Consider the following 21,983-nt stretch of genomic DNA (forward strand, 5'->3'; position numbering starts at 1 on the left):
ATAACGGCATTGGCCGACGAGCGGCCGGAGCCCTTATGTTAGCGCTCATCGCGGCAGTTGCCGCTTCCTCCCCGGATAAGAGTCCTCATGTCCTGCGCTGCATCCTTGCGTCTCGAAAACGATCTGCTTGGCCCGCTCGAAGTACCCGCCGACGCCTATTACGGCATCCAGACCCTGCGCGCGGTGAACAACTTCCGCCTCTCCGGCGTGCCGCTGTCGCACTTTCCCAAGCTGGTGATCGCCCTGGCCATGGTCAAGCAGGCCGCCGCCGACGCCAACCGCCAGCTGGGGCATCTCGGCGAGGCCAAGCACCAGGCGATCAGCCGGGCCTGCGCACGGCTGATCCGCGGCGAGTTCCATGAGCAGTTCGTGGTCGACATGATCCAGGGCGGCGCCGGCACCTCGACCAACATGAACGCCAACGAGGTGATCGCCAACCTGGCGCTGGAGCACATGGGCCATGCCAAGGGCGAGTACCGCCACCTGCACCCGAACAACGACGTGAATATGGCGCAGTCGACCAACGACGCCTATCCCACCGCCATCCGCCTCGGCCTGCTGCTCGGTCACGACACCCTGCTGGCCAGCCTCGACAGCCTGGTGCAGGCCTTCGCCGGCAAGTCGGACGAGTTCGCACACATCCTCAAGATGGGCCGCACCCAGCTGCAGGATGCGGTGCCCATGACCCTCGGCCAGGAATTCCGCGCCTTCGCCACCACCCTCGGCGAGGACCTCGAACACCTGCGGCTGATCGCCCCGCAGTTGCTGGTCGAGGTCAACCTCGGCGGCACCGCCATCGGCACCGGCATCAACGCCGACCCCGGCTATCAGGCCCTGGCCGTGCAGCGCCTGGCCACCATCAGCGGGCAACCGCTGAAGCCCGCCGCCGACCTCATCGAGGCCACCTCCGACATGGGCGCCTTCGTCACCTTCTCCAGCATGCTCAAGCGCCTGGCGGTGAAGCTGTCGAAGATCTGCAACGACCTGCGCCTGCTCTCCAGCGGCCCGCGCACCGGCATCAACGAGATCAACCTGCCGCCGCGCCAGCCGGGCAGCTCGATCATGCCGGGCAAGGTCAACCCGGTGATCCCAGAGGCAGTCAACCAGGTGGCGTTCGAGGTGATCGGCAACGACCTGGCGCTGACCCTGGCGGCCGAGGCCGGACAGTTGCAGCTCAACGTCATGGAGCCGCTGATCGCCTACAAGCTGTTCGACTCGATCCGCCTGCTGCAGCGCGCCATGGACATGCTGCGCGAGCACTGCGTCAATGGCATCAGCGCCAACGAGGCGCACTGCCGCCAGTTGATGGAGAACTCCATCGGCCTGATCACCGCGCTGAACCCCTACATCGGCTACGAGAACGCCACCCGCATCGCCGGCCAGGCGCTGCTCGGCGGGCGCGGCGTGCTGGAGCTGGTGCGCGAGGAGCGGCTGCTGGACGAAGCCACCCTGGCCGACATCCTGCGCCCGGAAAACATGATCGCGCCGCGCCTGGTGCCGCTGAAGGCCTGAGCCGGCGCTCGCCTCATTCGATCTCGAACAGGCCGTCGCGGATGTGCGACGCGCCCAGGCGCGCGCGGATCTCGGGGTCGATGCGCGGATCGTCCGGGGCGTAGAGCATCACCTGGCGGTAGGCATTGACCCGGTTGATCGCGCTGCCCAGGTATTCCCAGACCACCCGGGTGCAGGCCGGGGTGCGGCGGTCGCCGCTGGACACCCCGGTCTTCAGGCCGTTGAGGCGGCCGATGCGGCTCTTGAAGCTGGGAATGAGGATGGTCTGGCTCATCTCGTTGCCGGTCAGCGACTCGTAGTCGATGAGAAACAGCCGGTCCTGCAGATAGAACGCGGCACCCAGGTAGCGACAGCGCACCACCCAGTCCTCGGCCTGGGGATCGTCGGCACGCGACTGTTCCTGGCGCTCCTGGCGCTCGAAGACGAAGCTGCCGCGGTCCTCGCGCAGATGCACCAGCGACAGCAGGATCTGCCCCGGCACCGACAGGCAGTTGGCGTACTCGAAGTAATAACCGCAGTAGCGCGACAGGCTGCTGGCGTTGTCGCGCAGCGGCTGCAGCAGCTCCAGCAGTGGATCGCTGGCGGCGATGCGCTCCTGGTCGTGCCGGCGCAGGCCGATCAGTTGGGCGAACTGCTCGCTGGGCAGGCCCAGCTCATAGGCCTCGACGCCGAAGAAATCGCAGATACGCTTGAGGTTGTGCGCCGTCGGCCGGCTCTGGCCGCTCAGGTACTTGTTGAACTGCGCACGGTTGATGGACAGCTTGCGGCAGACCTCGGCGATCGAGCGGTAGTGGCTGCAGAGCAGCTTGAGGTTGGCGCCGAGATGGTCGTACATGCGCGGGTCCCATTGGTGCGAGCTATGCGAGTCTAGCATCAACTCGCGTCAGGTCGCCGCGACCCGCGCAATTGCATGGGCGCGGCGCCTGGCCAACCATTGCCCGCTTGCGCTTTTCTTCACTGGCAAAACAACAAGAGATCGTCCCGCCATGCTCGATATTCTCAACGACCTCATCTGGAGCAAGCTGCTGATCGTCATGCTGATCGGCCTCGGCCTGTATTTCACCGTCGCCTCGCGCTTCGTCCAGTTCCGCTACTTCGGCAGCATGTTCGGCATCTTCGGCGAGGCCTTCAAGCGTCAGCCGGGACAGCTCAGCTCGTTCCAGGCGCTGATGCTCAGCGTCGCCGGCCGCGTCGGCGCCGGCAACATCGCCGGGGTCTCGGTGGCGATCATGCTCGGCGGGCCGGGCGCAATCTTCTGGATGTGGGTGGTGGCGCTGGTCGGCATGGCCACCAGCTATTTCGAATGCTCGCTGGCGCAGCTCTACAAGCGCCGCGAAGCCGACGGCGGCTACCGCGGCGGTCCGGCGTTCTACATCGAGCACGGCCTCGGCCAACGCTGGCTGGGCATCGTGGTTTCGCTGTTGCTGCTGGTGACCTTCGGTTTCGGCTTCAATGCCGTACAGTCCTATACCGTGGCCAGCTCGCTGCACGACACCTTCGGCGTGCCGACCTTCGTCAGCGGCCTGGTCCTGATGGCGGTGATCGCCCTGATCATCTCCGGCGGCATCAAGCGCATCGCCACCTTCGCCGACGTGCTGGTACCGGCCATGGCGTTTTCCTACATCGCCATGGCGATCTTCGTCATCGGCAGCAACGCCGGGCAGATTCCGGACGCCTTCGGCATGATCCTGCGCGGCGCCTTCGGCCTGGAGCCGGCCTTCGCCGGCGGCATCGGCGCGGCGATCATCATGGGCGTCAAGCGCGGCCTGTTCTCCAACGAGGCGGGCCTGGGCAGCGCGCCCAACGTGGCGGCGGTGGCCGAGGTCAAGCATCCGGTGGCGCAGGGCATCGTGCAGTCGCTCAGCGTGTTCATCGACACCATCGTGCTGTGCAGCTGCACCGCGCTGATCATCCTCCTCTCCGGCGTCTACCAGCCAGGCGGCGAAGAAGTGGCCGGCGTGGTGCTGACCCAGAGCGCCGTGGCCGCCGTGGTCGGCGAGTGGGGCCGGGTGTTCGTCAGCCTCGCGTTGCTCTTGTTCGTGTTCACCACGCTGATCTACAACTACTATCTCGGCGAGAATGCCCTGGGCTTCTTCACCGCCAAGCGCTGGCCGGTGCTGCTCTACCGCCTGCTGGTGATCGCTCTGGTGATGTGGGGCTCGATCCAGGACCTGGGCACGGTGTTCGGCTTCGCCGACGTGACCATGGGCCTGCTGGCGATCTGCAACCTGATCGCCCTGGCGCTGCTGTTCAAGGTCGGCCTGCGCCTGATGCGCGACTACGACAGCCAGCGCAAGGCCGGTGTAGAGTCGCCGGTGTTCGATCCGGCGCAGTTTGCCGACCTGGATCTCGACCCCGCCGTATGGCCGGCCAAGGCCGGGGCTGGCGCCGCCGCTCGTTCCTGAGGCTTTTGTAGGAGCCGGCTTGCCGGCGATCCGTCGTGTCGGCCGATCGCCGGCAAGGACTGGGCGCCCCCCAGGCTCCACAGGGATCGCATTAGCCCCAACCCGTTTCGTTCGAGGAGACCCCATGCCGGCCTGCAGAAAACTCCTGGTGCTGTACACCGGCGGCACCATCGGCATGCAGCAGAGCGCCGCCGGGCTAATGCCCGCCTCCGGTTTCGCCGACCGGCTGCGCGCCCAGCAGGGCCTGCAACCCGAGCTGGACCTGCCCGACTGGCGGTTCCACGAACTGCTGCCGGCCATCGACAGCGCCAACATGAACCAGCGCAACTGGCTGGCCATGGTCGAGGCCATCCGCAGCGGCGTCGAAGCGGACGGCTGCGACGCCGTGTTGGTGCTGCATGGTACCGACACCCTGGCCTACAGCGCCGCGGCGCTGAGCTTCCTGCTGCTGGGGCTGGACGTGCCGGTGCTGCTGACCGGCTCCATGCTGCCGGCCGGCGTGCCGGGCAGCGATGCCTGGGACAACCTGTTCGGCGCCATGCGGGCATTGCGCGACGGTGTGCCGCCCGGCGTGCACCTGTATTTCCACGGTGCCCTGCTGCATGGCGCGCGCGCCAGCAAGCTGGGCACGGCGACCCTCGACGCCTTCGCCGAACAGCCACGCCAGCGCCGCGGCCAGCGGGCAGCGGCGATCCCGCCCGCCATCGACTACCGCGCAGCGCGCCATCCGGTCAGCCTTGCCGTGCTGCCGCTGTTTCCCGGCGTACAGGCCGCGCAGCTACGGGCACTGCTCGCCAGCGGCGTGCAGGGCCTGGTGCTGGAGTGCTACGGCAGCGGCACCGGGCCGGCGGACAATGCCGAGCTGCTGGCAGCGCTGCAGGAGGCGCGGGCGCGCGGCGTGGTGCTGGTCGCGATCAGCCAGTGCCCGCAGGGGCACGTCGAGTTCGGCCTGTATGCCGCCGGCAGCCAGCTGGCCGCCTGCGGCCTGCTGAGCGGCGGCGGGATGACCCGCGAAGCGGCGCTGGGCAAGCTGTTCGCCCTGCTCGGCGCCGGGCTGGCAGCGGCCGAGGTGGCGCACTGGTTCGCCCTGGACCTGTGCGGCGAGCGCGCGGACTGACGACCGTCAGTCTTCACCGGCACCGTCGGGCGCACGCGCCAGCTCGATCCAGAAACGACTGCCGACACCCGGCTCGCTGTGCAGCCCCATCTGACCGTCCATCAACCTGGCGAACTCCAGGCACAGCGACAGGCCGATGCCGGTGCCCTGGATCATGCTGTTCTCCCTGCCCAGGCGCTGGAAGGGTTCGAAGACCTGCGCCTGCTGCCGTGGGTCGATGCCCAGGCCGGTGTCCTCCACCAGGATGCGCACGTAGTCGGCGCCGGTTTCCACGCGCAGGCCGATGCGCCCCTGCGGGACGTTGTACTTCATCGCGTTGGACAGCAGGTTCAGCAGCACCTGGCGCAGCCGCCGCGGCTCGGCGCGCGCCCGCAGCCCTTCCTCCGGTAGCGCCAGCTCCAGTTGCAGGCCGCGCTGGCGGATTTCCAGGGCGATCAGCTCGGCGCACTCGCGGATCAGGCCGCGCACTTCCACCGGCCGCAGTTCCAGGCGCGGAGGCTCCGTCTGCAGGCTCGACCACTCAAGGATCTCCCCCAGCAACTGGTTGAGATGGCGGCTGGCGAGGAGGATTTCGTCCAGGTATTCGGCGGCTTCGGACTGGCTCTCGTCGTCGCAGTCCATGCGCATCAGTTGGGCGAAGCCGAGGATCGCATTGAGCGGGGTGCGCAGCTCGTGGCTGATGCCCGAGAGCAGGCGGCTCTTCGCTTCGCTGGCGGCCTGCGCCTGCCGCGTCGCCGCGCGCAGCTCCGCCTCGACGCGCTTGAGCGCGTCGATATCCACATGGGTGCCGGCCAGGACCCAGGCCAGGCCGGTCTGCGGGTCGCGCTCGAGCACCCGGCCGCGCGTCAGCAGCCAATGGTACTGGCCCATGGCGTCGGCGAAGCGGTACTCGGCCTCGTAGCGCTGCTGCAGCCCTTGCTGGATCCGCTGCACCTGGGCGAACGCCGCCGGCAGGTCGTCGGGGTGGATGCGCTGGCGGAACCGGTCGCCGCTGAGTTGCCCGGACGGCAGCCCGAAACGCCCGACCATGCCGCCGCGAATCTGCAGCATCCCGTCGCGCAGGTCGTATTCCCAGAGGCTTTCGGTGGCGCTCTCCAGCAACAGCTCCAGGCGGCTCTGGCTGTGCGAGCGCTGTGCCTCGCTGCGTTCCAGGTGTTCGCCGATGGCCAGGGTGTGCCGGGCCATCTCGTCCAGTTCGCGGATCTGCGCGTCCACCGGCTGCGGTCGCCAACGGCCCAGGCCGATCTCGCCCATCGCCCGCGAGATGCCGGCGATCGGCCGCAGCAGCGCCTGGCTGAGCTGGCGCGCGCGCAGCCACATGAGCGCGAAGAAACCGACATAGAACAGCACCAGCCCGGCGATCAGCAGGTAGCCGATATGCTGGTAGCGGCTGGCCAGGGCGTTGGTCTGGCGGAACACCTCGGCCTCGTCGACCACCGCCAACAGGTGCCAGCCGGTCGGCACCACCGTGGTCCAGGCCACCAGCTGCGGGCGGCCGCCGAGCATCACTTGCTCCACGCCCTGGCTACGCCCGGCGATGGCCGCGGCCAGCCCGGACGTTTCCGGACGACGGTCGAGGCGGAAGTCCTCGGGCTTGAACGTCTCGTGGCGGATCGCGTCCAGGTAGGTGTGATCGGTCAGCTCGGCGATACCGAAATCCACCTCGCCCGGCCCGGGCAGGGCCATGATCGACAGGTCGTCGCTGACCAGCATGGCGTAACCGCTCCAGGGCACCCGCAACTGGCCGATCTGCTCGAGGATGCCGCTGACGGTGATGTCGATGCCCGCCACCCCTTCGAGGAAGTCGCCGCGGTACACCGGGGCGGTGGCCGACATCATCCAGCCGTGCCCGGCGGGGTCGAGATAGACCTCGGTCCAGACCACCCCGCGCGCGGGATTGTGCTCGGCATCGGCCAGGTAATAGAAGCTGTAATCGGGGATGACCATGTCCGCCGGGTACTGGTCGAGGGTGAGGAACCACGGATAGATGTGGTTGAGGCTGTCCCAGCTGTTGAAGTACAGGCTGGCCACCAGCGGATTGCGTGCCTTCAGCTCCTTCATCAGCGGTTCGAGGCGGCGCAGCCGGGCCACCTTGTCCAGATCCTGCCGCGCGGCCGGGGTGGCGCTGGAATAGAAGACCGCCGCGCCCCCGTCGTCGACGGGGCTGTAGCGCACGCCGCCGGGGCTCAGCGCCAGGGCGGGCGCTGGCGTCGGCTCGCCTTCGAGCAGGGCATTGGCGGTGAGGTTGCGGTACAGCTCGGTGAGCGCGGCGACCTGGTTCAGTTGCTCGTTGATCAACCGCGACTCCAGTCTGACCGAGGCCTGCAGGTCGTTCAGCGCCGTCTGCCGCAGATGCTCGATCTGTGCATCACGGATGGCACCGTTGGTCAGCAGATAGATGGCGATCAGCGCCGTTTCCACCAGGATCAGCGGAATCAGGGCACTTCTAACGAAGGCGCGCCAGATCCATTGGCGCAACCCGATAGGATGTCTCTTGGGCACGACTGGCTCCAGCGAACCGCAGGCGGAGCGCTAAATGAGAGTTCTGGGCAGCGCCGGATCATATCACCGCGCTCGCGAAAACCCATTCCCGCCAGTTGACCGGGCCATGCCCGAAGGCGAAAGCATCAGCGTGCGATCACGCCGGTGGCGAGACATGCGTGCGCCCGCTACCCTTGCCTGGGCCACAATAAAAACAAGCGCATCGAGGAGCCGATGTCATGGCCAGATCCAGCACAGCCGGAGCGCTGTTCGCCCTGCTTCTGACGGGCGCCGCCAGCGCCCATGCCGAGCTGCCGAACGACTACCGGATCGTCCTGCAGACCGACAACTTCCCGCCCTTCAACATGGCGCCGAACCTGAAGAACTTCGCCCGCGGCGACGAGGTGGAGGGAATCGGCACCGACACGGTGCGGGAAATCTTCAAACGCGCCGGCATCGCCTACAGCCTGGCCCTGCGCGGTCCCTGGAACAGGCTCTACGAGCAGACCCGGCAGGAAGCCGATCACGGCCTGTTCTCGGTCGCCCGCACCGAGCACAACGCCGGGCTGTTCAAGTGGGTCGGCCCGCTGGCGCACTACGACAGCGTACTGCTGGCGCTGCCCGAACGCGGCCTGAAACTGCAGAGCCTGGCCCAGGCCGCGGACTACCGGATCGGTGGCTACCGGAACGGCAGCGTGAATCTCTACCTCGAAAGCCAGGGCCTCGAGCCGGGCGACAGCCTCAGCGATCCGGAAAACCTGCGCAAGCTGCTCGGTGGGCGGATCGACCTCTGGGCCGCCGCCGACCCGGTGTGGCGCTACTACGCGCGCCAGCAAGGGGTGGCGGAGCAGCAGTTGCAGGTGGTGCTGAGCTTTCGCAGCGAGCCGGTCTACCTGGCGCTGAGCCGCGATACCCCGGACGAAGTCGTCGAACGCCTGCAGCAGGCGCTCGACGCGGTCATCGCCGAAGGCTACGCCGGCTGCAGCCAGACTCCGGATCTGTGCTACCTGATCCGCGACCGCGGCAAGGCGCTCGCCGGCGGCCGCTGAACGCGCTCAGAGCCTGTTTTCAATGCAGCAGGGCCGAGGCGCAGCAGATCGTAGACAGGCGCTCAGCCCTGCAGGTAGCGAGGCTTGGGCGTGGCCATCGGCAGCGGGCCGTCGCCGATCAGGCGGAACTCGCCCTTTTCGGCGTCGTAGCCGCGGATTTCGCTGGTTTCGATGTCGTACAGCCAGCCGTGGATGAACAGCTGGCCGCTGGCCAGGCGCGCCGCCACCGAGGGATGGGTGCGCAGGTGGTCGAGCTGGGCCACGACGTTCTCCTGGGTGAGGATGCCCAGGGTGTTGTGGTCGGCACAGCCGCAGTTCTGCTCGACGACGATCTTCGCCACCTCGGAATGCCGCAGCCAGGCCTTCACCGTCGGCATGCGCTCGAGTTCGTCGGGGTTGAGCACGGCCTTCATCGCACCGCAGTCCGAATGCCCGCAGACGATGATGTGCTGCACGCCGAGGGCCATCACGGCGAATTCGATGGCCGTGGAAACACCGCCGTTCATCTGCCCGTACGGCGGCACCACGTTGCCGACGTTGCGGGTGACGAACAGGTCGCCCGGCGCGCTCTGGGTGATCAGTTCGGGGATGATCCGCGAGTCGGCGCAGGTGATGAACATCGCACGCGGGGTCTGTTCGTGGGCCAGTTTCTTGAACAGCTCGCGCTGCTGCGGGTAGATTTCCTCGCGAAAGCGCTTGACGCCGCCAACGATCAGGTCGAGCGCCTCCTGCGCGGTTTCGGTGTTTTTCTGTTGCTCGTTCATGTTCGATCTCGATTGCAGGATGGGGGCCTGGGTGCCCTAGAAGCTAGAATTTTTCCGGCCGCAGCACGTCCACCTCGGCGAGATAGCAGACCATCGCGAAGTGTTCGTAATAGCGTGCCTGCAGATGGGCGGCGATGCGTTCGGCCAGCTCGCGGCCACAGATCACTTCCAGGCGGATGTTGCCGTCGGTGTTCCATTCGGCGCTGCGCACGCCCCGGCTGCCGCTGCCGCGCGCATCGGACAGGGTCCAGCCGGGCGCGCCCAGGGTCTGCAGATCACTCACCAGCTTGTGCTCGAGGGCCGCTTCGCAGATCACGGTGAGCAGGGTGCGCTTGTGTGCGTTCATCTCAGAGTCCCCAGGCGATCAGTTGCTCGGCCATCGCCAGGTAGAGCGGTATGCCGATCAGGATGTTGAACGGAAAGGTGATGCCCAGCGAGGCCGTCAGCGACAGCGACGGATTGGCCTGCGGCACCGCCAGGCGCATCGCCGCCGGCACCGCGATGTAGGAGGCGCTGGCCGCGAGCGTGGCGAGCATCGCCGTGCCGCCCAGCGACAGCCCCATGAAACGCGCCAGCATGGCGCCGACCAGCGCGCCGACCAGCGGCATGATCACGGCGAAGGCCGCCAGCTTCAAGCCGTAGCGCTTCAGCGAACCCAACTGGCCGGAGGCGATCAGGCCCATTTCCAGCAGGAAGAACGCCAGCACCGGCTTGAACATGCTGGTGTACAGGGGCTCCAGCGGCTTGATCGCCTCCTTGCCGGCGATGGCACCGATCAGCAGGCCGCCGAGCAGCAGCATGATGCTCTTGCCGAGAAAGATCTCGCGGCCCAGCTCCTTCCAGTCGGTGTCCTGCGATATCCCCTTGGCCAGCAGGATGCCGACCAGAATCGCCGGAATCTCGAGAATCGCCACGAACAGCGGCATATAGCTCTCGAAGAAGATTTCCCGCGCCGCCAGGTAGGCCACCACCACCGCGAAGGTACCGGCGCTGACCGAGCCATAGTGCGCCGCCACCGCCGCCGCATTGACGCGGTCAAAACGCAGGCCGCGCAACAGGCCGAAGGCGAGCACGGGCAGCAACACGCCCAGCGCCAGCACCAGCAGCGACTGGCCGAGCAGCGCGGGACTGGCCTGCTCGGCCAGTTCCACCCCACCGTGCAACCCGATCGCCAGCAGCAAGACGATGGACAGCGTCTCATAGAGCGCCGGCGGCAGCTTCAGTTCGCTCTTGAGCAAACCGGCGAGCAGGCCGAAGACAAAGAACAGCACGACCGGGTCGATACCCATCTACTTCTCCACAGCATTAAGGCATTGATCCCGCACGTCGCATTCCAGGCGATGGCGCCCAAAAAAAGGGAGCCGCACGGCTCCCAAGGGGACTCGCTGGACAGGCCTGCCGGGATTCGACTCAGGCCTCGATTTCTATCAAGACTTCTCCCGGGTTCACCCGGTCACCTTTGGCGACATGAACGGCCTTCACGGTGCCGCCGATCGGCGCCTGAATTTCGGTTTCCATCTTCATCGCCTCGCTGACCAGCACCGCCTGACCGGCCTTGACCAGGTCACCCTCGCTGACCAGCACCTCGACGACGTTGCCCGGCATGGTGGTGCTGACATCGCCCGGCGCGCTGGCCTGCTTGCGCTTGCTGCCGGCGCCGCCGACGAAGTCGTTGAGCGGCTCGAACACCACCTCCTCCGGCATGCCGTCGATGGACAGGTAGAAGTGGCGCTTGCCCTCGGCCTTGACGCCGACGCCGGTGATGTCGACGCGGTAGCTCTCGCCGTGCACGTCGATGACGAACTCGGTCGGCACCCCGCCCTGGGCCGGTACCGCGGTGCCGTCGGGGATCGGCAGCAGCACCTCCGGCTGCAGCGTGCCGGCCGCGCGCTCCTCGAGGAACTTGCGGCCGATGTCGGGGAACATGGCGTAGGTCAGCACGTCCTCCTCGCTCTTGGCCAGGTCGCCGACGTCCTTGCGCAACTTGTCCAGCTCGGGCGGCAGCAGGTCGGCCGGACGGCACTCGATGACGTCCTCGCTGCCGATCGCCTGCAAGCGCAGACGCTGGTCGACCGCGGCCGGCGCCTTGCCGTAGCGGCCCTGCAGGTAGTACTTCACTTCGGTGGTGATGGTCTTGTAGCGCTCGCCGGCGAGCACGTTGAAGAACGCCTGGGTGCCGACGATCTGCGAGGTCGGGGTGACCAGCGGCGGGTAGCCGAGGTCCTTGCGCACCTTGGGAATCTCGGCCAGCACCTCGTCCATGCGGTGCAGCGCGCCCTGCTCCTTGAGCTGGTTGGCGAGGTTGGAAATCATCCCGCCCGGCACCTGGTTGACCTGCACGCGGGTGTCGACGCCAGTGAATTCGCTCTCGAACTGGTGGTACTTCTTGCGCACCGCGTAGAAATACAGGCCGATCTCCTGGATCAGTTGCAGGTCCAGGCCGGTGTCGTAGGGCGTGTCGCGCAGCGCGGCGACCATCGACTCGGTGCCCGGGTGGCTGGTGCCCCAGGCCATGCTGGAGATGGCGGTATCGATGCGGTCGGCGCCGTTCTCCACCGCCTTGAGCTGGCACATGCTGGCCACGCCGGCGGTGTCGTGGGAGTGGATCGCCACGTCCAGTTCCGGCAGCGCCGCCTTCAGCGCCCTGACCAGCTCGCCGGTGGCGTAGGGCGTGAGCAGCCCGGCCATGTCCTTGATGGCGATGGAGTCGATACCCATGGCCGCCATCTGCCGCGCCTGCTCGACGAAGGCCTCGACGGTATGCACCGGGCTGGTGGTGTAGGCGATGGTGCCCTGGGCGTGCTTGCCGGCCTTCTTCACCGCGCGGATCGCGGTTTCCAGGTTCCGCACGTCGTTCATCGCGTCGAAGATGCGGAACACGTCGATGCCGTTCTCGGCGGCCTTGGCGACGAATGCCTCGACCACGTCGTCGCTGTAGTGGCGGTAGCCGAGCAGGTTCTGCCCGCGCAGCAGCATCTGCAGGCGGGTGTTGGGCAGCGCCGCCCTGAGCTGGCGCAGGCGCTCCCAGGGATCCTCCTTGAGGAAGCGCACGCAGGCGTCGAAGGTGGCGCCACCCCAGACTTCCAGCGACCAGTAGCCGACGCGATCGAGCTTGTCGCAGATCGGCAGCATGTCTTCGGTGCGCATGCGGGTCGCCAGCAGCGACTGGTGGGCGTCACGCAGAATGGTGTCGGTGACCGTAATTTTCTTTGTGTTCATGTCTGTCTCCTTGGAGCTGCAAGCTTCAAGCTTCAAGCGGCAAGTAAAAGCACGCGGGGCTCTTGCTTGATGCTTGCGGCTTGCAGCTTGCCGCTGCTTTACAGGCCTGCATGGGCGGCGATGGCGGCGGCGATGGCCAGGGCCAGTTCGCCCGGCTTGCGTTTGATCGAGTAGTTCAGCAGTTCCGGATGGTTGTCGACGAAGCTGGTGTTGAACTGGCCGCTGCGGAAATCCGGGTTGGCGAGAATCTGCTGGTAGTAGGTGGCAGTGGTCTTCACGCCCTGCACGCGCATGTCGTCCAGTGCGCGCGAGCCACGCGCCAGCGCCTCCTCCCAGGTCAGCGCCCAGACCACCAGCTTCAGGCACATCGAGTCGTAGTACGGCGGAATGGTGTAGCCGGTGTAGATCGCCGTGTCGGTGCGCACGCCGGGGCCGCCGGGGGCGTAGTAGCGGGTGATCTTGCCGAAGCAGGGCAGGAAGTTGTTGCGCGGGTCCTCGGCGTTGATGCGAAACTGCAGGGAGAAACCGCGATACTGGATGTCTTCCTGCTTGACCGACAGCGGCAGGCCGGAAGCGATGCGGATCTGCTCGCGGACGATGTCGATGCCGGTGATTTCCTCGGTGATGGTGTGCTCCACCTGCACACGGGTGTTCATCTCCATGAAGTACACCTGCCCGTCGGCGAGCAGGAATTCCACGGTGCCGGCGTTCTCGTAGCCCACGGCCTTGGCCGCGCGCACGGCGAGGTCGCCGATGTAGGCGCGCTGCTCGGGCGTCAGCTGCGGGCTCGGGGCGATTTCGATGAGCTTCTGGTTGCGCCGCTGGATCGAGCAGTCGCGCTCGAACAGATGCACGGTGTTGCCGAAACTGTCGGCCAGCACCTGCGCCTCGATGTGCTTGGGCTCGACGATGCATTTTTCGAGGAAGACCTCGGCGTTGCCGAAGGCCTTGGTCGCCTCGGAGATCACCCGCGGATAGGCCGATTCCAGCTCCGCCCGCGTGTTGCAGCGGCGGATGCCGCGGCCGCCGCCGCCGGAGGTGGCCTTGAGCATCACCGGGTAGCCGATGCGCTCGGCCTCGCGCAGGGCCTCGGCGAGGTCGGCGACGTTGCCCTCGGTGCCCGGCGTGACCGGCACGCCGGCCTTGATCATGCTGCGGCGGGCTTCGGTCTTGTCGCCCATGCGGCGAATCACTTCCGCGCTGGGGCCGACGAACCTGATCCCGCGCTCGGCGCAGATGTCGGCCAGTTCGGCATTCTCGGAGAGGAAACCGTAGCCGGGATGCAGCGCATCGCAGCCGGTTTCCACGGCCAGGTTGACCAGTTTGCGCGGGTTCAGATAACCGGCCAGCGGGTCCTCGCCGATGAAGTACGCCTCGTCGGCGCGCTTGACGTGCAGGGCATGGCGGTCGGCCTCGGAAAATACCGCCACCGAGCGAACGCCCATTTCGGCGCAGGCACGGACGATACGCACCGCAATTTCCCCGCGGTTGGCGATCAGCAGCTTCTTGATCACGCTGTCTTCCCTCGGATCGTTGAGCAGGCGACCCGATGCCGGGCCGATGATCACTCGCATTCGTAACGAGCGATTTCCACCCTACGCCCCTTGAGGGAATTACTGAAAATGAATAATTGTTTGCTTGAGGATAAGTAAATACTTATGGGTAACGGTCCTTCGGCGTAATCTTGGCCGAACGGCCAGGGCAACGGCAGCGGCGTGTTGCCGCTGCCCTGGTGCGACGAACGACGGAGAACAGGATGCGAAAATCGCTGATGCGCATGACATTGCGCCAGCTACAGGTGTTCCGTGCGGTCTGCGAGAGCCGCTCCTACAGCCGCGCCGCGGAAGAAATGGCGCTGACCCAGCCGGCCGTGAGCCTGCAGATCCGCCAGCTGGAAGAGCTGGTCGGCCAGCCGCTGTTCGAATACGTCGGCAAGAAGCTCTACCTCACCGACGCCGCCGAAGCGCTGCAGCGCGCCAGTACCGACATCTTCGGCCGCCTGGACAGCCTCGACATGCAGCTTTCCGACCTGCTGGGCTCGCTGCAGGGGCAACTGAACCTGGCGGTGGAATCGAGCGCCAAGTACATCACGCCGCACCTGTTCGCCGCCTTCAGGCGCCTGCACCCGGAAGTCAGCCTGCAACTGGTGGTGGTCAACCACGCCCAGGCGGTACGCCGCCTGAACCTCAGCCGCGACGACCTGCTGATCATGAGCCAGGTGCCCCAGGACATGCCGCTGGATTTCCTGCCCTTCCTCAACAACCCCATCGTCGCGGTGGCGCCACCGGACCATCCACTATGCGCACGTGGCGAGCTGCAACTGCAGGACCTGAGCCCCTACCCGCTGCTGGTGCGCGAAAGCGGCTCGGGCACTCGCAAGGCCTGCGAGGAATATTGCCACCAGAAACGCGCGCATTTCGCCCAGACCCTGGAGATCGGCTCGCTGGATGCCCAGCGCGAGGCGGTGATCGCCGGCCTCGGGCTGGCCCTGCTGCCGCGCCATGCGGTGCACCAGGAACTGACACGGGGCCTGCTGCGCGAATTGCCGGTGGCGGAGCTGCCGCTGTTTCGCAGCTGGTGCGCGGTCAACCTCCGCGGCCGCCGCCTGTCGCCGGTGGCCCAGGCGTTCCTCGGCTTCATCCGCAGCGAGCGGGAGCTGATCGCCGGGCTGGCCAGACGCTTCGAAGCGGCCGGCTGAAACGTGTCGCACGTCGAGCAACAGCCGATACCCGAGCGTTCGCGGGTAGGTTGGCGCTGAGCGAAGCGAAGCCCAACGGGCACGGGCACGAACCCGTTGGGCTTCGTCGCTGCGCTCCTCAGGCTACGCGCCCCGACCCAACCTACGGCGTACGGTGCCCATTGCAACACGCAAGTGGGGCATAGTCCTTACAAGGACCACGGTTGCGCTGGCCCGCCATTGCCCGCTCAGGCGCGCAGCAGGCGCAGGCCGTTGAACACCACCAGCAGGCTCACGCCCATGTCGGCGAATACCGCCATCCACATGGTCGCCTGGCCGGTCAGGGCGAAGCCCAGGAACAGCGCCTTGATCACCAGGGCCAGGGCGATGTTCTGCCGCAGGATGGCAACGGTGGCGCGCGACAGGCGGACGAAGGCGGGAATCTTGCGCAGGTCGTCGTCCAGCAGCGCCACATCGGCGGTTTCGATAGCGGTGTCGGTGCCGGCGGCGCCCATGGCGAAGCCGATCTCGGCCTTGGCCAGGGCCGGCGCATCGTTGATGCCGTCGCCGACCATGCCCACCGCCCCCCCTTCGGCCTGCAGGCGCGCGATGGCCTCGAGCTTGTCGGCCGGCAGCAGGTTGCCGAAGGCTTCGTCGATGCCCACCTGGGCCGCGATGGCCTGCACCGTGTGCGGATTGTCGCCGCTGAGCATGGCGGTCTTCACCCCCAGTTCGTGCAGTTCGGCGATGGCCGCGCGGCTGGATTCCTTGACCGTGTCGGCCACGGCGAACAGCGCCAGCGGACGCGTCTGGTCGCACAGCACCACCACGCTCTTGCCCTGGCGCTCCAGGCCATCCAGGCGCGCTTCCAGCTCGGCGCTGCACAGGCCCAGCTCCTCCACCAGACGGTGATTGCCGAGCTGATAATCCCGCTCCGCCACCCGGCCACGCACGCCGCGCCCGGCCAGGGCCTGCAGGTTCTCGACCGCCAGCAGCTCGATGCCCTCTTCGCGCGCCCGGCTGGCCAGCGCCTGGGACACCGGATGGTCGGAGCGCGCCGCCAGGCTGGCAGCCACCGCGCGGAGGGTGCCGTCGGCATCCGCCACCAGTGCCTGGTGGTCGGTCTGACGCGGCTTGCCGTGAGTGAGGGTGCCGGTCTTGTCCAGTGCCAGGCGGGCCAGGTGCCGGCCGTTTTCCAGATAGACCCCGCCCTTGATCAGGATGCCTTTGCGCGCCGCCGCCGCCAGGCCGCTGACGATGGTCACCGGAGTCGAGATCACCAGCGCGCAGGGGCAGGCTACCACCAGCAACACCAGGGCGCGGTAGATCCAGTCGAACCAGGCGCCGCCCATCAGTAGCGGCGGCAGCACGGCGACGGCCAGGGCGAAGAGCACCACCGCCGGGGTATAGACCTGCGAGAAGCGGTCGACGAAGCGCTGGGTCGGCGCCCGGGAGCCCTGGGCCTGCTCCACCGCATGGATGATGCGCGCCAGGGTGGTGTCGCCAGCCAGCGCGGTGCTGCGATACTCCAGCTCGCCGGCGCCGTTGAGGGTGCCGGCGAACAGCGTGTCGCCCGGCCCCTTGTCCAGCGGCAGGCTCTCGCCGGTGATCGGCGCCTGGTCGACCGTGGAGCGGCCGACGAGCACCTCGCCATCCAGCCCGATGCGCTCGCCGGGACGCACCCGCACCCGTGCGCCCAGCGGTACCTCGGCCAGCGGCAGGGCCCGCCAGCTGCCGTCGGCCTGCAGCACGCTGGCCTGCTCTGGAGCCAGCTCCAGCAAACCGCGAATGGCATCGCGCGCGCGGTCCAGGGACCTGGCCTCGATCAGCTCGGCGACGGTGAACAGCACCATGACCATGGCCGCTTCCGGCCACTGGCCGATCAGCAGCGCGCCGGTCACCGCGATGCTCATCAGCGCGTTGATGTTGAGATTGCGGTTCTTCAGGGCGATCCAGCCCTTGCGGTAGGTGCCGAACCCGCACAGGCCGATGGCCACCAGCGCCAGGGCGAAGACCGGCCAGCTACCGTCCTGACCGCTGAAATGCACGAGCTCGGCGCCCAGCGCGGCAGCCCCGGCCAGCGCCAGGGTCCACCAGCGCCGGCGCGATGCGGCGGCAGGCGGCGGCGCGGCACCAGCCAACGTACCCTGGCGCTCGGCGCTGAAGCCCAGCTCGCCGATGGCGGCCAGGGCCGCCGGCAGCGCATCCGCGGTGTGTTCCAGAGTCAGCACACGGTTGATCAGGTTGAATTCCAGCGCCTCGATGCCCGGCATGCCGCCGAGCCGGTCGCGGATCAGGCGCTCCTCGGTGGGGCAATCCATCTGCTCGATGCGCAGGCGGGTGCGCTCGGTGGCGCCACCGGACTTGGCGCGCACGCCGAGCGCGGCCTGCCCATCCTCGTGGCGCCGTTGCGGGTTGGGGTGGTTCTGTCCACAGCACTGACTCATGACATCGATCTCCTGCATCCACATTGCGGAGTAGGCACCCTGAAGCCACTATAGGGTCAAGCATCTGTGCGGAGGTGGAGATGAAAATCGGTGAACTGGCCAGATTGACCGCCTGCCCGGTGGAAACCATTCGCTATTACGAGCGCGAAGGCCTGCTCGACGCGCCGGCTCGCAGCGAGGGCAACTACCGCATCTACGACGAACGCCATCTCGAGCGGCTGACCTTCGTCCGCAACTGCCGGCTGCTCGACATGACCCTGGAGGAAATCCGTGATCTGCTGCGCCTGCGCGACCGGCCCGAGGAAAACTGCGGCGGCGTCAATGCCCTGATCGACGCCCATATCAGCCACGTGCAGGCGCGCATCGCCAGCCTGCTGGCGTTGCGCGAAGAGCTGCTGGACCTGCGTCGATGCTGCGTGACGGCCGATGACGGCCAGCCGTGCGGCATCCTCCAGCAACTCAATCTCAGCGGCGCGGTCAGTCTGCCGGAGCAGGAGCCACCGTCACACGTCGGCAGGAGCCATGGCCATTAGCAGGCCGTTGAAAAGCATAGGCGAGGCAGCCAGCGCAAGGCAAAAACAGGCGAAAAAGCGCAGTTTACGAGATGTAAATGAGCATTTTGAGCCTGTTTTTAACGCCGCGATGGCAACGCAGGTAATTTTTCAACAGCCTGTTAGGGGCTCGCCCGATGATACGGACGCGGGCCATGCGACCGGGCGGCGATCCGTTCAGCCCAGTCTGGGCGCTTGGTGGGCTGAAGCCCACCCCAGGGTGGGAATGGTGCAAGGCCGGTAGGGTGGGCTTCAGCCCACCAGAACCTAGCGCGCCGCCTGCGCTGTTATCCGCTCGCTGCGCAGGTAGCCGGCAACGAGCGGCTCGGGGAAATCGACCAGTTCCTGCTGCAGCCGGCGTTGCTCGGCGTAGGACTCGATGGCACGGCGAAAGCGCATGCGGCGCAGATCTTCCTGCTGACGGCGGGTCTTGGAATCGGTGGCGTGCGGCTGATAACGCGACATCACGGCTTCTCCCAATAGGCGGGTCGGGAGCATCAGCATGACGGCCGCGTATGACGGTCCGATGAAGGCGCGCGAGAGCCAGCCGCCACAGTGATGGTAAGGAACCAGCCGGCTGGCGATCGGCGGTTCGACAGGATGACTCAGACGAAGCTTATTCAGCCATTACAGGGATGCTGGCCCAGCCAAAAAGTACGTCCTTCCTTTGCCTCGGTGGAAAACGCTTCGCGGTTTTCCACCCTACGGCCTGCTGCAAGCTGCAAGCTGCAAGCTGCAAGCTGCAAGCTGCAAGCTGATCAGCGTGCCGGTCGGCCTCCAAACCCTGCCAAAGGCTCCGAGCCGCTTTTGCTCTTGCTTGCAGCTTGTGGCTTGAAACTTATGGCTCGTTCTTCACCGATTTCGGCGACAAGCGCAGGCTGCGCAGGCTGCGCTTGACGCTTTTCAGGTGGTTGACCAGGCTCGGCCCGCGCGCCATGGCCACGCCCATGGCCAGCACGTCGATCACCACCAGGTGGGCGATGCGCGAGGTCAGCGGCGTGTAGATCTCGGTGTCTTCCTGCACGTCGATGGCCAGGTTGATGGTCGCCAGCTCGGCCAGCGGGGTCTGGCTGGGGCAGAGGGTGATCAGCGTCGCGCCGGTCTCGCGCACCACGTTGGCGGTGATCAGCAGGTCCTTGGAGCGCCCCGACTGCGAGATGCAGATCGCCACGTCGGTGGGCTTGAGGGTCACCGCCGACATCGCCTGCATGTGCGGGTCGGAATAGGCCGCGGCGCTGAGCAACAGGCGGAAGAACTTGTGCTGGGCGTCGGTGGCCACCGCGCCGGACGCGCCGAAGCCGTAGAACTCCACCCGCTCGGCCTGGGCGCAGGCGGCGATGGCGCGCTCCAGCGCCTGCGGGTCGAGGCGCTCGCGCACCTCCATCAGCGTATGTAGGGTGGTGTCGAAGATCTTCAGGCTGACGTCCATCACCGAGTCGTTCTCGCTGATGGCGAACTGGCCGAAGCTGGCGCCGGCGGCCAGGCTTTGCGCGAGCTTGAGCTTGAGGTCCTGAAAGCCCAGACAACCGATGGCCCGACAGAAGCGCACGATGGTCGGCTCGCTGACGCCCACCGCATGGGCCAGGTCGGCCATGGAACTGTGCATCACCGAGGCCGGGTCGAGCAGGACATGGTCGGCCACCTTCAGCTCCGACTTCCGTAGCAGGCTTCTCGATTGGGCGATGTGTTGCAGCAGATTCACGGTCCGGACTCGCTATGATCACGTCCAATGGTCGGAGGCAGCATGCCGGCCGACCGTCGGCGGGTTGTAGTGGGGTCGGTAGTTATACTACATGCCATAGCATATCGCCCAACAATCGGCCGGTTTATCCAGGCAATCGCGGCCATTCGAGCGCATAGCGCGATTGCCCTGCTGTTTTATCTACGAGGAGTGATGCCGTGTCGATTTCCTGTGACATGCTCGTGTTCGGCGGTACCGGCGACCTGACCCTGCACAAGCTGCTGCCGGCGCTCTATCACCTGCACCGCGACGGCCGCCTGCATGCCGACGTGCGGATTCTCGCGCTGGCCCGCAAGAAGCTCGACCGCGACGGCTATCTGGCCCTGGCCGAACGCCACTGCCGGGCCCAGGTGGCACGTGCCGATTTCAGCCACGACGTCTGGCAGGCCTTTGCCGAACGCCTCGACTATTTCGCCATGGATGCGACCCAGCGCGGCGAATTCGTCCGCCTCGCCCACCACATCGGCCAGGCCGAAGGGCGCGTGCGGGTCTATTACCTGGCCACCGCGCCGGACCTCTTCGAACCCATCGCCGCCCACCTGGAAAGCGCCGGGCTGGCTGGCGCCGAGGCGCGCATCGTGCTGGAAAAGCCCATCGGCCATTCGCTCGATTCGGCGCTGGCGATCAATGCGGCGATCGGCACGGTGTTCGCCGAGCCGCGCATCTACCGGATCGATCATTACCTGGGCAAGGAAACCGTGCAGAACCTCATGGCCCTGCGCTTCGCCAACGCGCTGTTCGAGCCGATCTGGCGCGCCGGGCACATCGACCACGTGCAGATCACCGTGGCCGAAACCCTCGGCGTGGAGAACCGCGGCGGCTACTACGACCGCGCCGGCGCCATGCGCGACATGCTGCAGAACCACCTGCTGCAACTGCTCTGCCTGGTGGCGATGGAGGCCCCGGTGCGCTTCGACGCCGAGGCGGTGCGCAACGAGAAGGTCAAGGTGCTCGAGGCCCTCAAGCCGATCACCGGCATGGACGTGATGGACAAGACCGTGCGCGGCCAGTACGGCGCCGGGCAGATCGGCGGGCACGACGTGCCGGCCTACTACTTCGAGAACGCCATCGACAACGACAGCGACACCGAGACCTTCGTCGCCGTGCAGGCGGAAATCGACAACTGGCGCTGGGCCGGCGTGCCCTTCTATCTGCGCACCGGCAAGCGCATGGCCAGGAAGCGCTCGGAAATCGTCATCACCTTCAAGCCGGTGCCGCACCTGCTGTTCAAGAAGGGCGAGACCAATCGCCTGGTGATCCGCCTGCAACCGGAAGAGAGCATCAGCCTGCAGTTGATGGCCAAGGCGCCCGGCAAGGGCATGCAACTGGAACAGGTCGAGCTGGACCTCAACCTCGCCAGCGCCTTCAGCAGCACCCGCCGCTGGGATGCCTACGAGCGCCTGCTGCTGGACGTCATCGAAGGCGACTCGACGCTGTTCATGCGCCGCGACGAGGTGGAAGCGGCCTGGCGCTGGGTCGACCCGATCCTGCGCGGCTGGCACGGCTACTATCGCAAACCGCGCCCGTATCCGGCCGGCCACGATGGCCCGGAGCAGGCGCACCAGTTCATCGAACGCCAGGGTCGCAAATGGTGGCACTGAGGTACAGCCAGGGCATTTCCGCGCCATTCGCCGCAGCCCCCGCATAGTGCGAGACAGAGCGGATCGTGCCACTTTCGCTTCGGCTTAGTTCTCGCCACCGAAACGGCCCGATATAACTCCCGGGATGATCGGATAATTGTCCTCTGGCAATTTCCGCATACGCTCCGAAATATAGCCGGACGATGGCGCCGTGCCAGGCGCGAATATCCGGCGCTCGCATCTTAGTTCATCGCCGCGAATATCGCCGGTTATCCACATTCATACTTGAGTCGCTCCGAGCGTATCGACGACGGTCATCAGAGAACCCCATCATCCGCCGGAAAACCAGTGAATACGCGGCCTGCAGCGCCATGAGCAGCAGACCCCGGCAGACTTTCGTGGCGCGCCGCAATGCCTGCAACTGTCGGCAGCGCAACTAT

The 21,983-nt window shown here is 66.7% G+C and carries 17 protein-coding genes; 7 read left to right on the plus strand and 10 right to left on the minus strand.

Translation table 11 applies throughout. The features are described 5' to 3' along the window. Window positions 1-87 precede the first annotated feature (87 nt). A complete protein-coding gene (locus IN820_RS05860; RefSeq protein WP_193680075.1) occupies window positions 88-1,512 on the plus strand; it encodes an aspartate ammonia-lyase in 1,425 nt (474 codons plus the stop codon). Between the two features lie 13 nt (window positions 1,513-1,525). Here the strand turns inward: IN820_RS05860 and IN820_RS05865 are convergent, their stop codons facing one another. Next, window positions 1,526-2,347 (minus strand): helix-turn-helix domain-containing protein, encoded by an 822-nt coding sequence (locus IN820_RS05865; RefSeq protein ID WP_193680076.1) that lies wholly within the window; start codon window positions 2,345-2,347, stop codon window positions 1,526-1,528. A 151-nt stretch (window positions 2,348-2,498) separates the two neighbouring features. Between IN820_RS05865 and IN820_RS05870 the strand changes: the two genes are divergently transcribed. Both IN820_RS05870 and IN820_RS05875 read left to right on the plus strand, forming a co-directional pair. After that, window positions 2,499-3,917 carry an alanine/glycine:cation symporter family protein gene (locus IN820_RS05870; protein WP_193680077.1) on the plus strand — a complete coding sequence of 473 codons (1,419 nt, stop codon included), beginning with the start codon at window positions 2,499-2,501 and terminating at the stop codon, window positions 3,915-3,917. A 124-nt stretch (window positions 3,918-4,041) separates the two neighbouring features. Continuing rightward, window positions 4,042-5,034, plus strand: coding sequence for an asparaginase (locus tag IN820_RS05875; RefSeq protein ID WP_193680078.1), 993 nt, complete (start codon window positions 4,042-4,044; stop codon window positions 5,032-5,034). A 6-nt stretch (window positions 5,035-5,040) separates the two neighbouring features. Here IN820_RS05875 and IN820_RS05880 read toward each other — a convergent pair whose 3' ends face one another. After that, window positions 5,041-7,536 carry a sensor histidine kinase gene (locus IN820_RS05880; protein ID WP_193680079.1) on the minus strand — a complete coding sequence of 832 codons (2,496 nt, stop codon included), beginning with the start codon at window positions 7,534-7,536 and terminating at the stop codon, window positions 5,041-5,043. Window positions 7,537-7,754: 218 nt separating this feature from the next. On the opposite strand from IN820_RS05880, the gene IN820_RS05885 reads away from it, so the two are divergent. Then, the gene (locus IN820_RS05885) at window positions 7,755-8,564 is read left to right on the plus strand and encodes a substrate-binding periplasmic protein (protein WP_193680080.1); all 810 of its coding nucleotides are present in this window, start codon (window positions 7,755-7,757) and stop codon (window positions 8,562-8,564) included. A 62-nt stretch (window positions 8,565-8,626) separates the two neighbouring features. Here IN820_RS05885 and IN820_RS05890 read toward each other — a convergent pair whose 3' ends face one another. From IN820_RS05890 to IN820_RS05910, 5 genes are all read right to left on the minus strand, one after another. After that, window positions 8,627-9,328 carry a carbonic anhydrase gene (locus IN820_RS05890; protein ID WP_193680081.1) on the minus strand — a complete coding sequence of 234 codons (702 nt, stop codon included), beginning with the start codon at window positions 9,326-9,328 and terminating at the stop codon, window positions 8,627-8,629. A 43-nt stretch (window positions 9,329-9,371) separates the two neighbouring features. Then, window positions 9,372-9,674 (minus strand): P-II family nitrogen regulator, encoded by a 303-nt coding sequence (locus tag IN820_RS05895; protein ID WP_193680082.1) that lies wholly within the window; start codon window positions 9,672-9,674, stop codon window positions 9,372-9,374. A 1-nt stretch (window position 9,675) separates the two neighbouring features. After that, window positions 9,676-10,617: a sodium-dependent bicarbonate transport family permease gene (locus IN820_RS05900; RefSeq protein ID WP_193680083.1), complete on the minus strand. Its 942-nt coding sequence runs from the start codon at window positions 10,615-10,617 to the stop codon at window positions 9,676-9,678. A 121-nt stretch (window positions 10,618-10,738) separates the two neighbouring features. Then, window positions 10,739-12,547, minus strand: a complete 1,809-nt coding sequence (gene oadA / locus IN820_RS05905; protein WP_193680084.1) for a sodium-extruding oxaloacetate decarboxylase subunit alpha — start codon at window positions 12,545-12,547, stop codon at window positions 10,739-10,741. 98 nt (window positions 12,548-12,645) lie between these two features. After that, window positions 12,646-14,061: an acetyl-CoA carboxylase biotin carboxylase subunit gene (locus IN820_RS05910; protein ID WP_193680085.1), complete on the minus strand. Its 1,416-nt coding sequence runs from the start codon at window positions 14,059-14,061 to the stop codon at window positions 12,646-12,648. Window positions 14,062-14,318: 257 nt separating this feature from the next. Here IN820_RS05910 and IN820_RS05915 point away from each other — a divergent pair, with 257 nt between their 5' ends. Then, a complete protein-coding gene (locus IN820_RS05915) occupies window positions 14,319-15,245 on the plus strand; it encodes a LysR family transcriptional regulator (protein WP_193680096.1) in 927 nt (308 codons plus the stop codon). Between the two features lie 227 nt (window positions 15,246-15,472). Here IN820_RS05915 and IN820_RS05920 read toward each other — a convergent pair whose 3' ends face one another. After that, window positions 15,473-17,671: a heavy metal translocating P-type ATPase gene (locus tag IN820_RS05920; protein ID WP_193680086.1), complete on the minus strand. Its 2,199-nt coding sequence runs from the start codon at window positions 17,669-17,671 to the stop codon at window positions 15,473-15,475. 80 nt (window positions 17,672-17,751) lie between these two features. Here IN820_RS05920 and cadR point away from each other — a divergent pair, with 80 nt between their 5' ends. Beyond that, window positions 17,752-18,204 (plus strand): Cd(II)/Pb(II)-responsive transcriptional regulator, encoded by a 453-nt coding sequence (gene cadR / locus IN820_RS05925; RefSeq protein WP_193680087.1) that lies wholly within the window; start codon window positions 17,752-17,754, stop codon window positions 18,202-18,204. 285 nt (window positions 18,205-18,489) lie between these two features. On the opposite strand, the gene IN820_RS05930 is transcribed toward cadR, so the two are convergent. Together IN820_RS05930 and hexR are read right to left on the minus strand one after the other, a co-directional pair. Continuing rightward, window positions 18,490-18,687 (minus strand): PA3496 family putative envelope integrity protein, encoded by a 198-nt coding sequence (locus tag IN820_RS05930; RefSeq protein ID WP_193680088.1) that lies wholly within the window; start codon window positions 18,685-18,687, stop codon window positions 18,490-18,492. Between the two features lie 373 nt (window positions 18,688-19,060). Further along, a complete protein-coding gene (gene hexR / locus IN820_RS05935; protein ID WP_193680089.1) occupies window positions 19,061-19,924 on the minus strand; it encodes a transcriptional regulator HexR in 864 nt (287 codons plus the stop codon). 215 nt (window positions 19,925-20,139) lie between these two features. On the opposite strand from hexR, the gene zwf reads away from it, so the two are divergent. Then, on the plus strand, window positions 20,140-21,564 hold the full coding sequence (zwf, locus tag IN820_RS05940; protein WP_207793513.1) for a glucose-6-phosphate dehydrogenase: 1,425 nt from the start codon (window positions 20,140-20,142) through the stop codon (window positions 21,562-21,564). Window positions 21,565-21,983: the final 419 nt, after the last annotated feature.

The organism is Pseudomonas lopnurensis (assembly GCF_015070855.1).
GTDB classification, from domain to species: domain Bacteria; phylum Pseudomonadota; class Gammaproteobacteria; order Pseudomonadales; family Pseudomonadaceae; genus Stutzerimonas; species Stutzerimonas lopnurensis.

What these genes read in the sequence shown, in the direction of transcription:
- IN820_RS05860 (WP_193680075.1), top strand. Translation starts at nt 88, where the DNA reads ATGTCCTGCGCTGCATCCTTGCGTCTCGAAAACGATCTGCTTGGCCCG.
- IN820_RS05865 (WP_193680076.1), bottom strand. Translation starts at nt 2,347, where the DNA reads ATGTACGACCATCTCGGCGCCAACCTCAAGCTGCTCTGCAGCCACTAC.
- IN820_RS05870 (WP_193680077.1), top strand. Translation starts at nt 2,499, where the DNA reads ATGCTCGATATTCTCAACGACCTCATCTGGAGCAAGCTGCTGATCGTC.
- IN820_RS05875 (WP_193680078.1), top strand. Translation starts at nt 4,042, where the DNA reads ATGCCGGCCTGCAGAAAACTCCTGGTGCTGTACACCGGCGGCACCATC.
- IN820_RS05885 (WP_193680080.1), top strand. Translation starts at nt 7,755, where the DNA reads ATGGCCAGATCCAGCACAGCCGGAGCGCTGTTCGCCCTGCTTCTGACG.
- IN820_RS05890 (WP_193680081.1), bottom strand. Translation starts at nt 9,328, where the DNA reads ATGAACGAGCAACAGAAAAACACCGAAACCGCGCAGGAGGCGCTCGAC.
- IN820_RS05895 (WP_193680082.1), bottom strand. Translation starts at nt 9,674, where the DNA reads ATGAACGCACACAAGCGCACCCTGCTCACCGTGATCTGCGAAGCGGCC.
- IN820_RS05900 (WP_193680083.1), bottom strand. Translation starts at nt 10,617, where the DNA reads ATGGGTATCGACCCGGTCGTGCTGTTCTTTGTCTTCGGCCTGCTCGCC.
- oadA (WP_193680084.1), bottom strand. Translation starts at nt 12,547, where the DNA reads ATGAACACAAAGAAAATTACGGTCACCGACACCATTCTGCGTGACGCC.
- IN820_RS05915 (WP_193680096.1), top strand. Translation starts at nt 14,319, where the DNA reads ATGCGCATGACATTGCGCCAGCTACAGGTGTTCCGTGCGGTCTGCGAG.
- IN820_RS05920 (WP_193680086.1), bottom strand. Translation starts at nt 17,671, where the DNA reads ATGAGTCAGTGCTGTGGACAGAACCACCCCAACCCGCAACGGCGCCAC.
- cadR (WP_193680087.1), top strand. Translation starts at nt 17,752, where the DNA reads ATGAAAATCGGTGAACTGGCCAGATTGACCGCCTGCCCGGTGGAAACC.
- IN820_RS05930 (WP_193680088.1), bottom strand. Translation starts at nt 18,687, where the DNA reads ATGTCGCGTTATCAGCCGCACGCCACCGATTCCAAGACCCGCCGTCAG.
- zwf (WP_207793513.1), top strand. Translation starts at nt 20,140, where the DNA reads ATGCTCGTGTTCGGCGGTACCGGCGACCTGACCCTGCACAAGCTGCTG.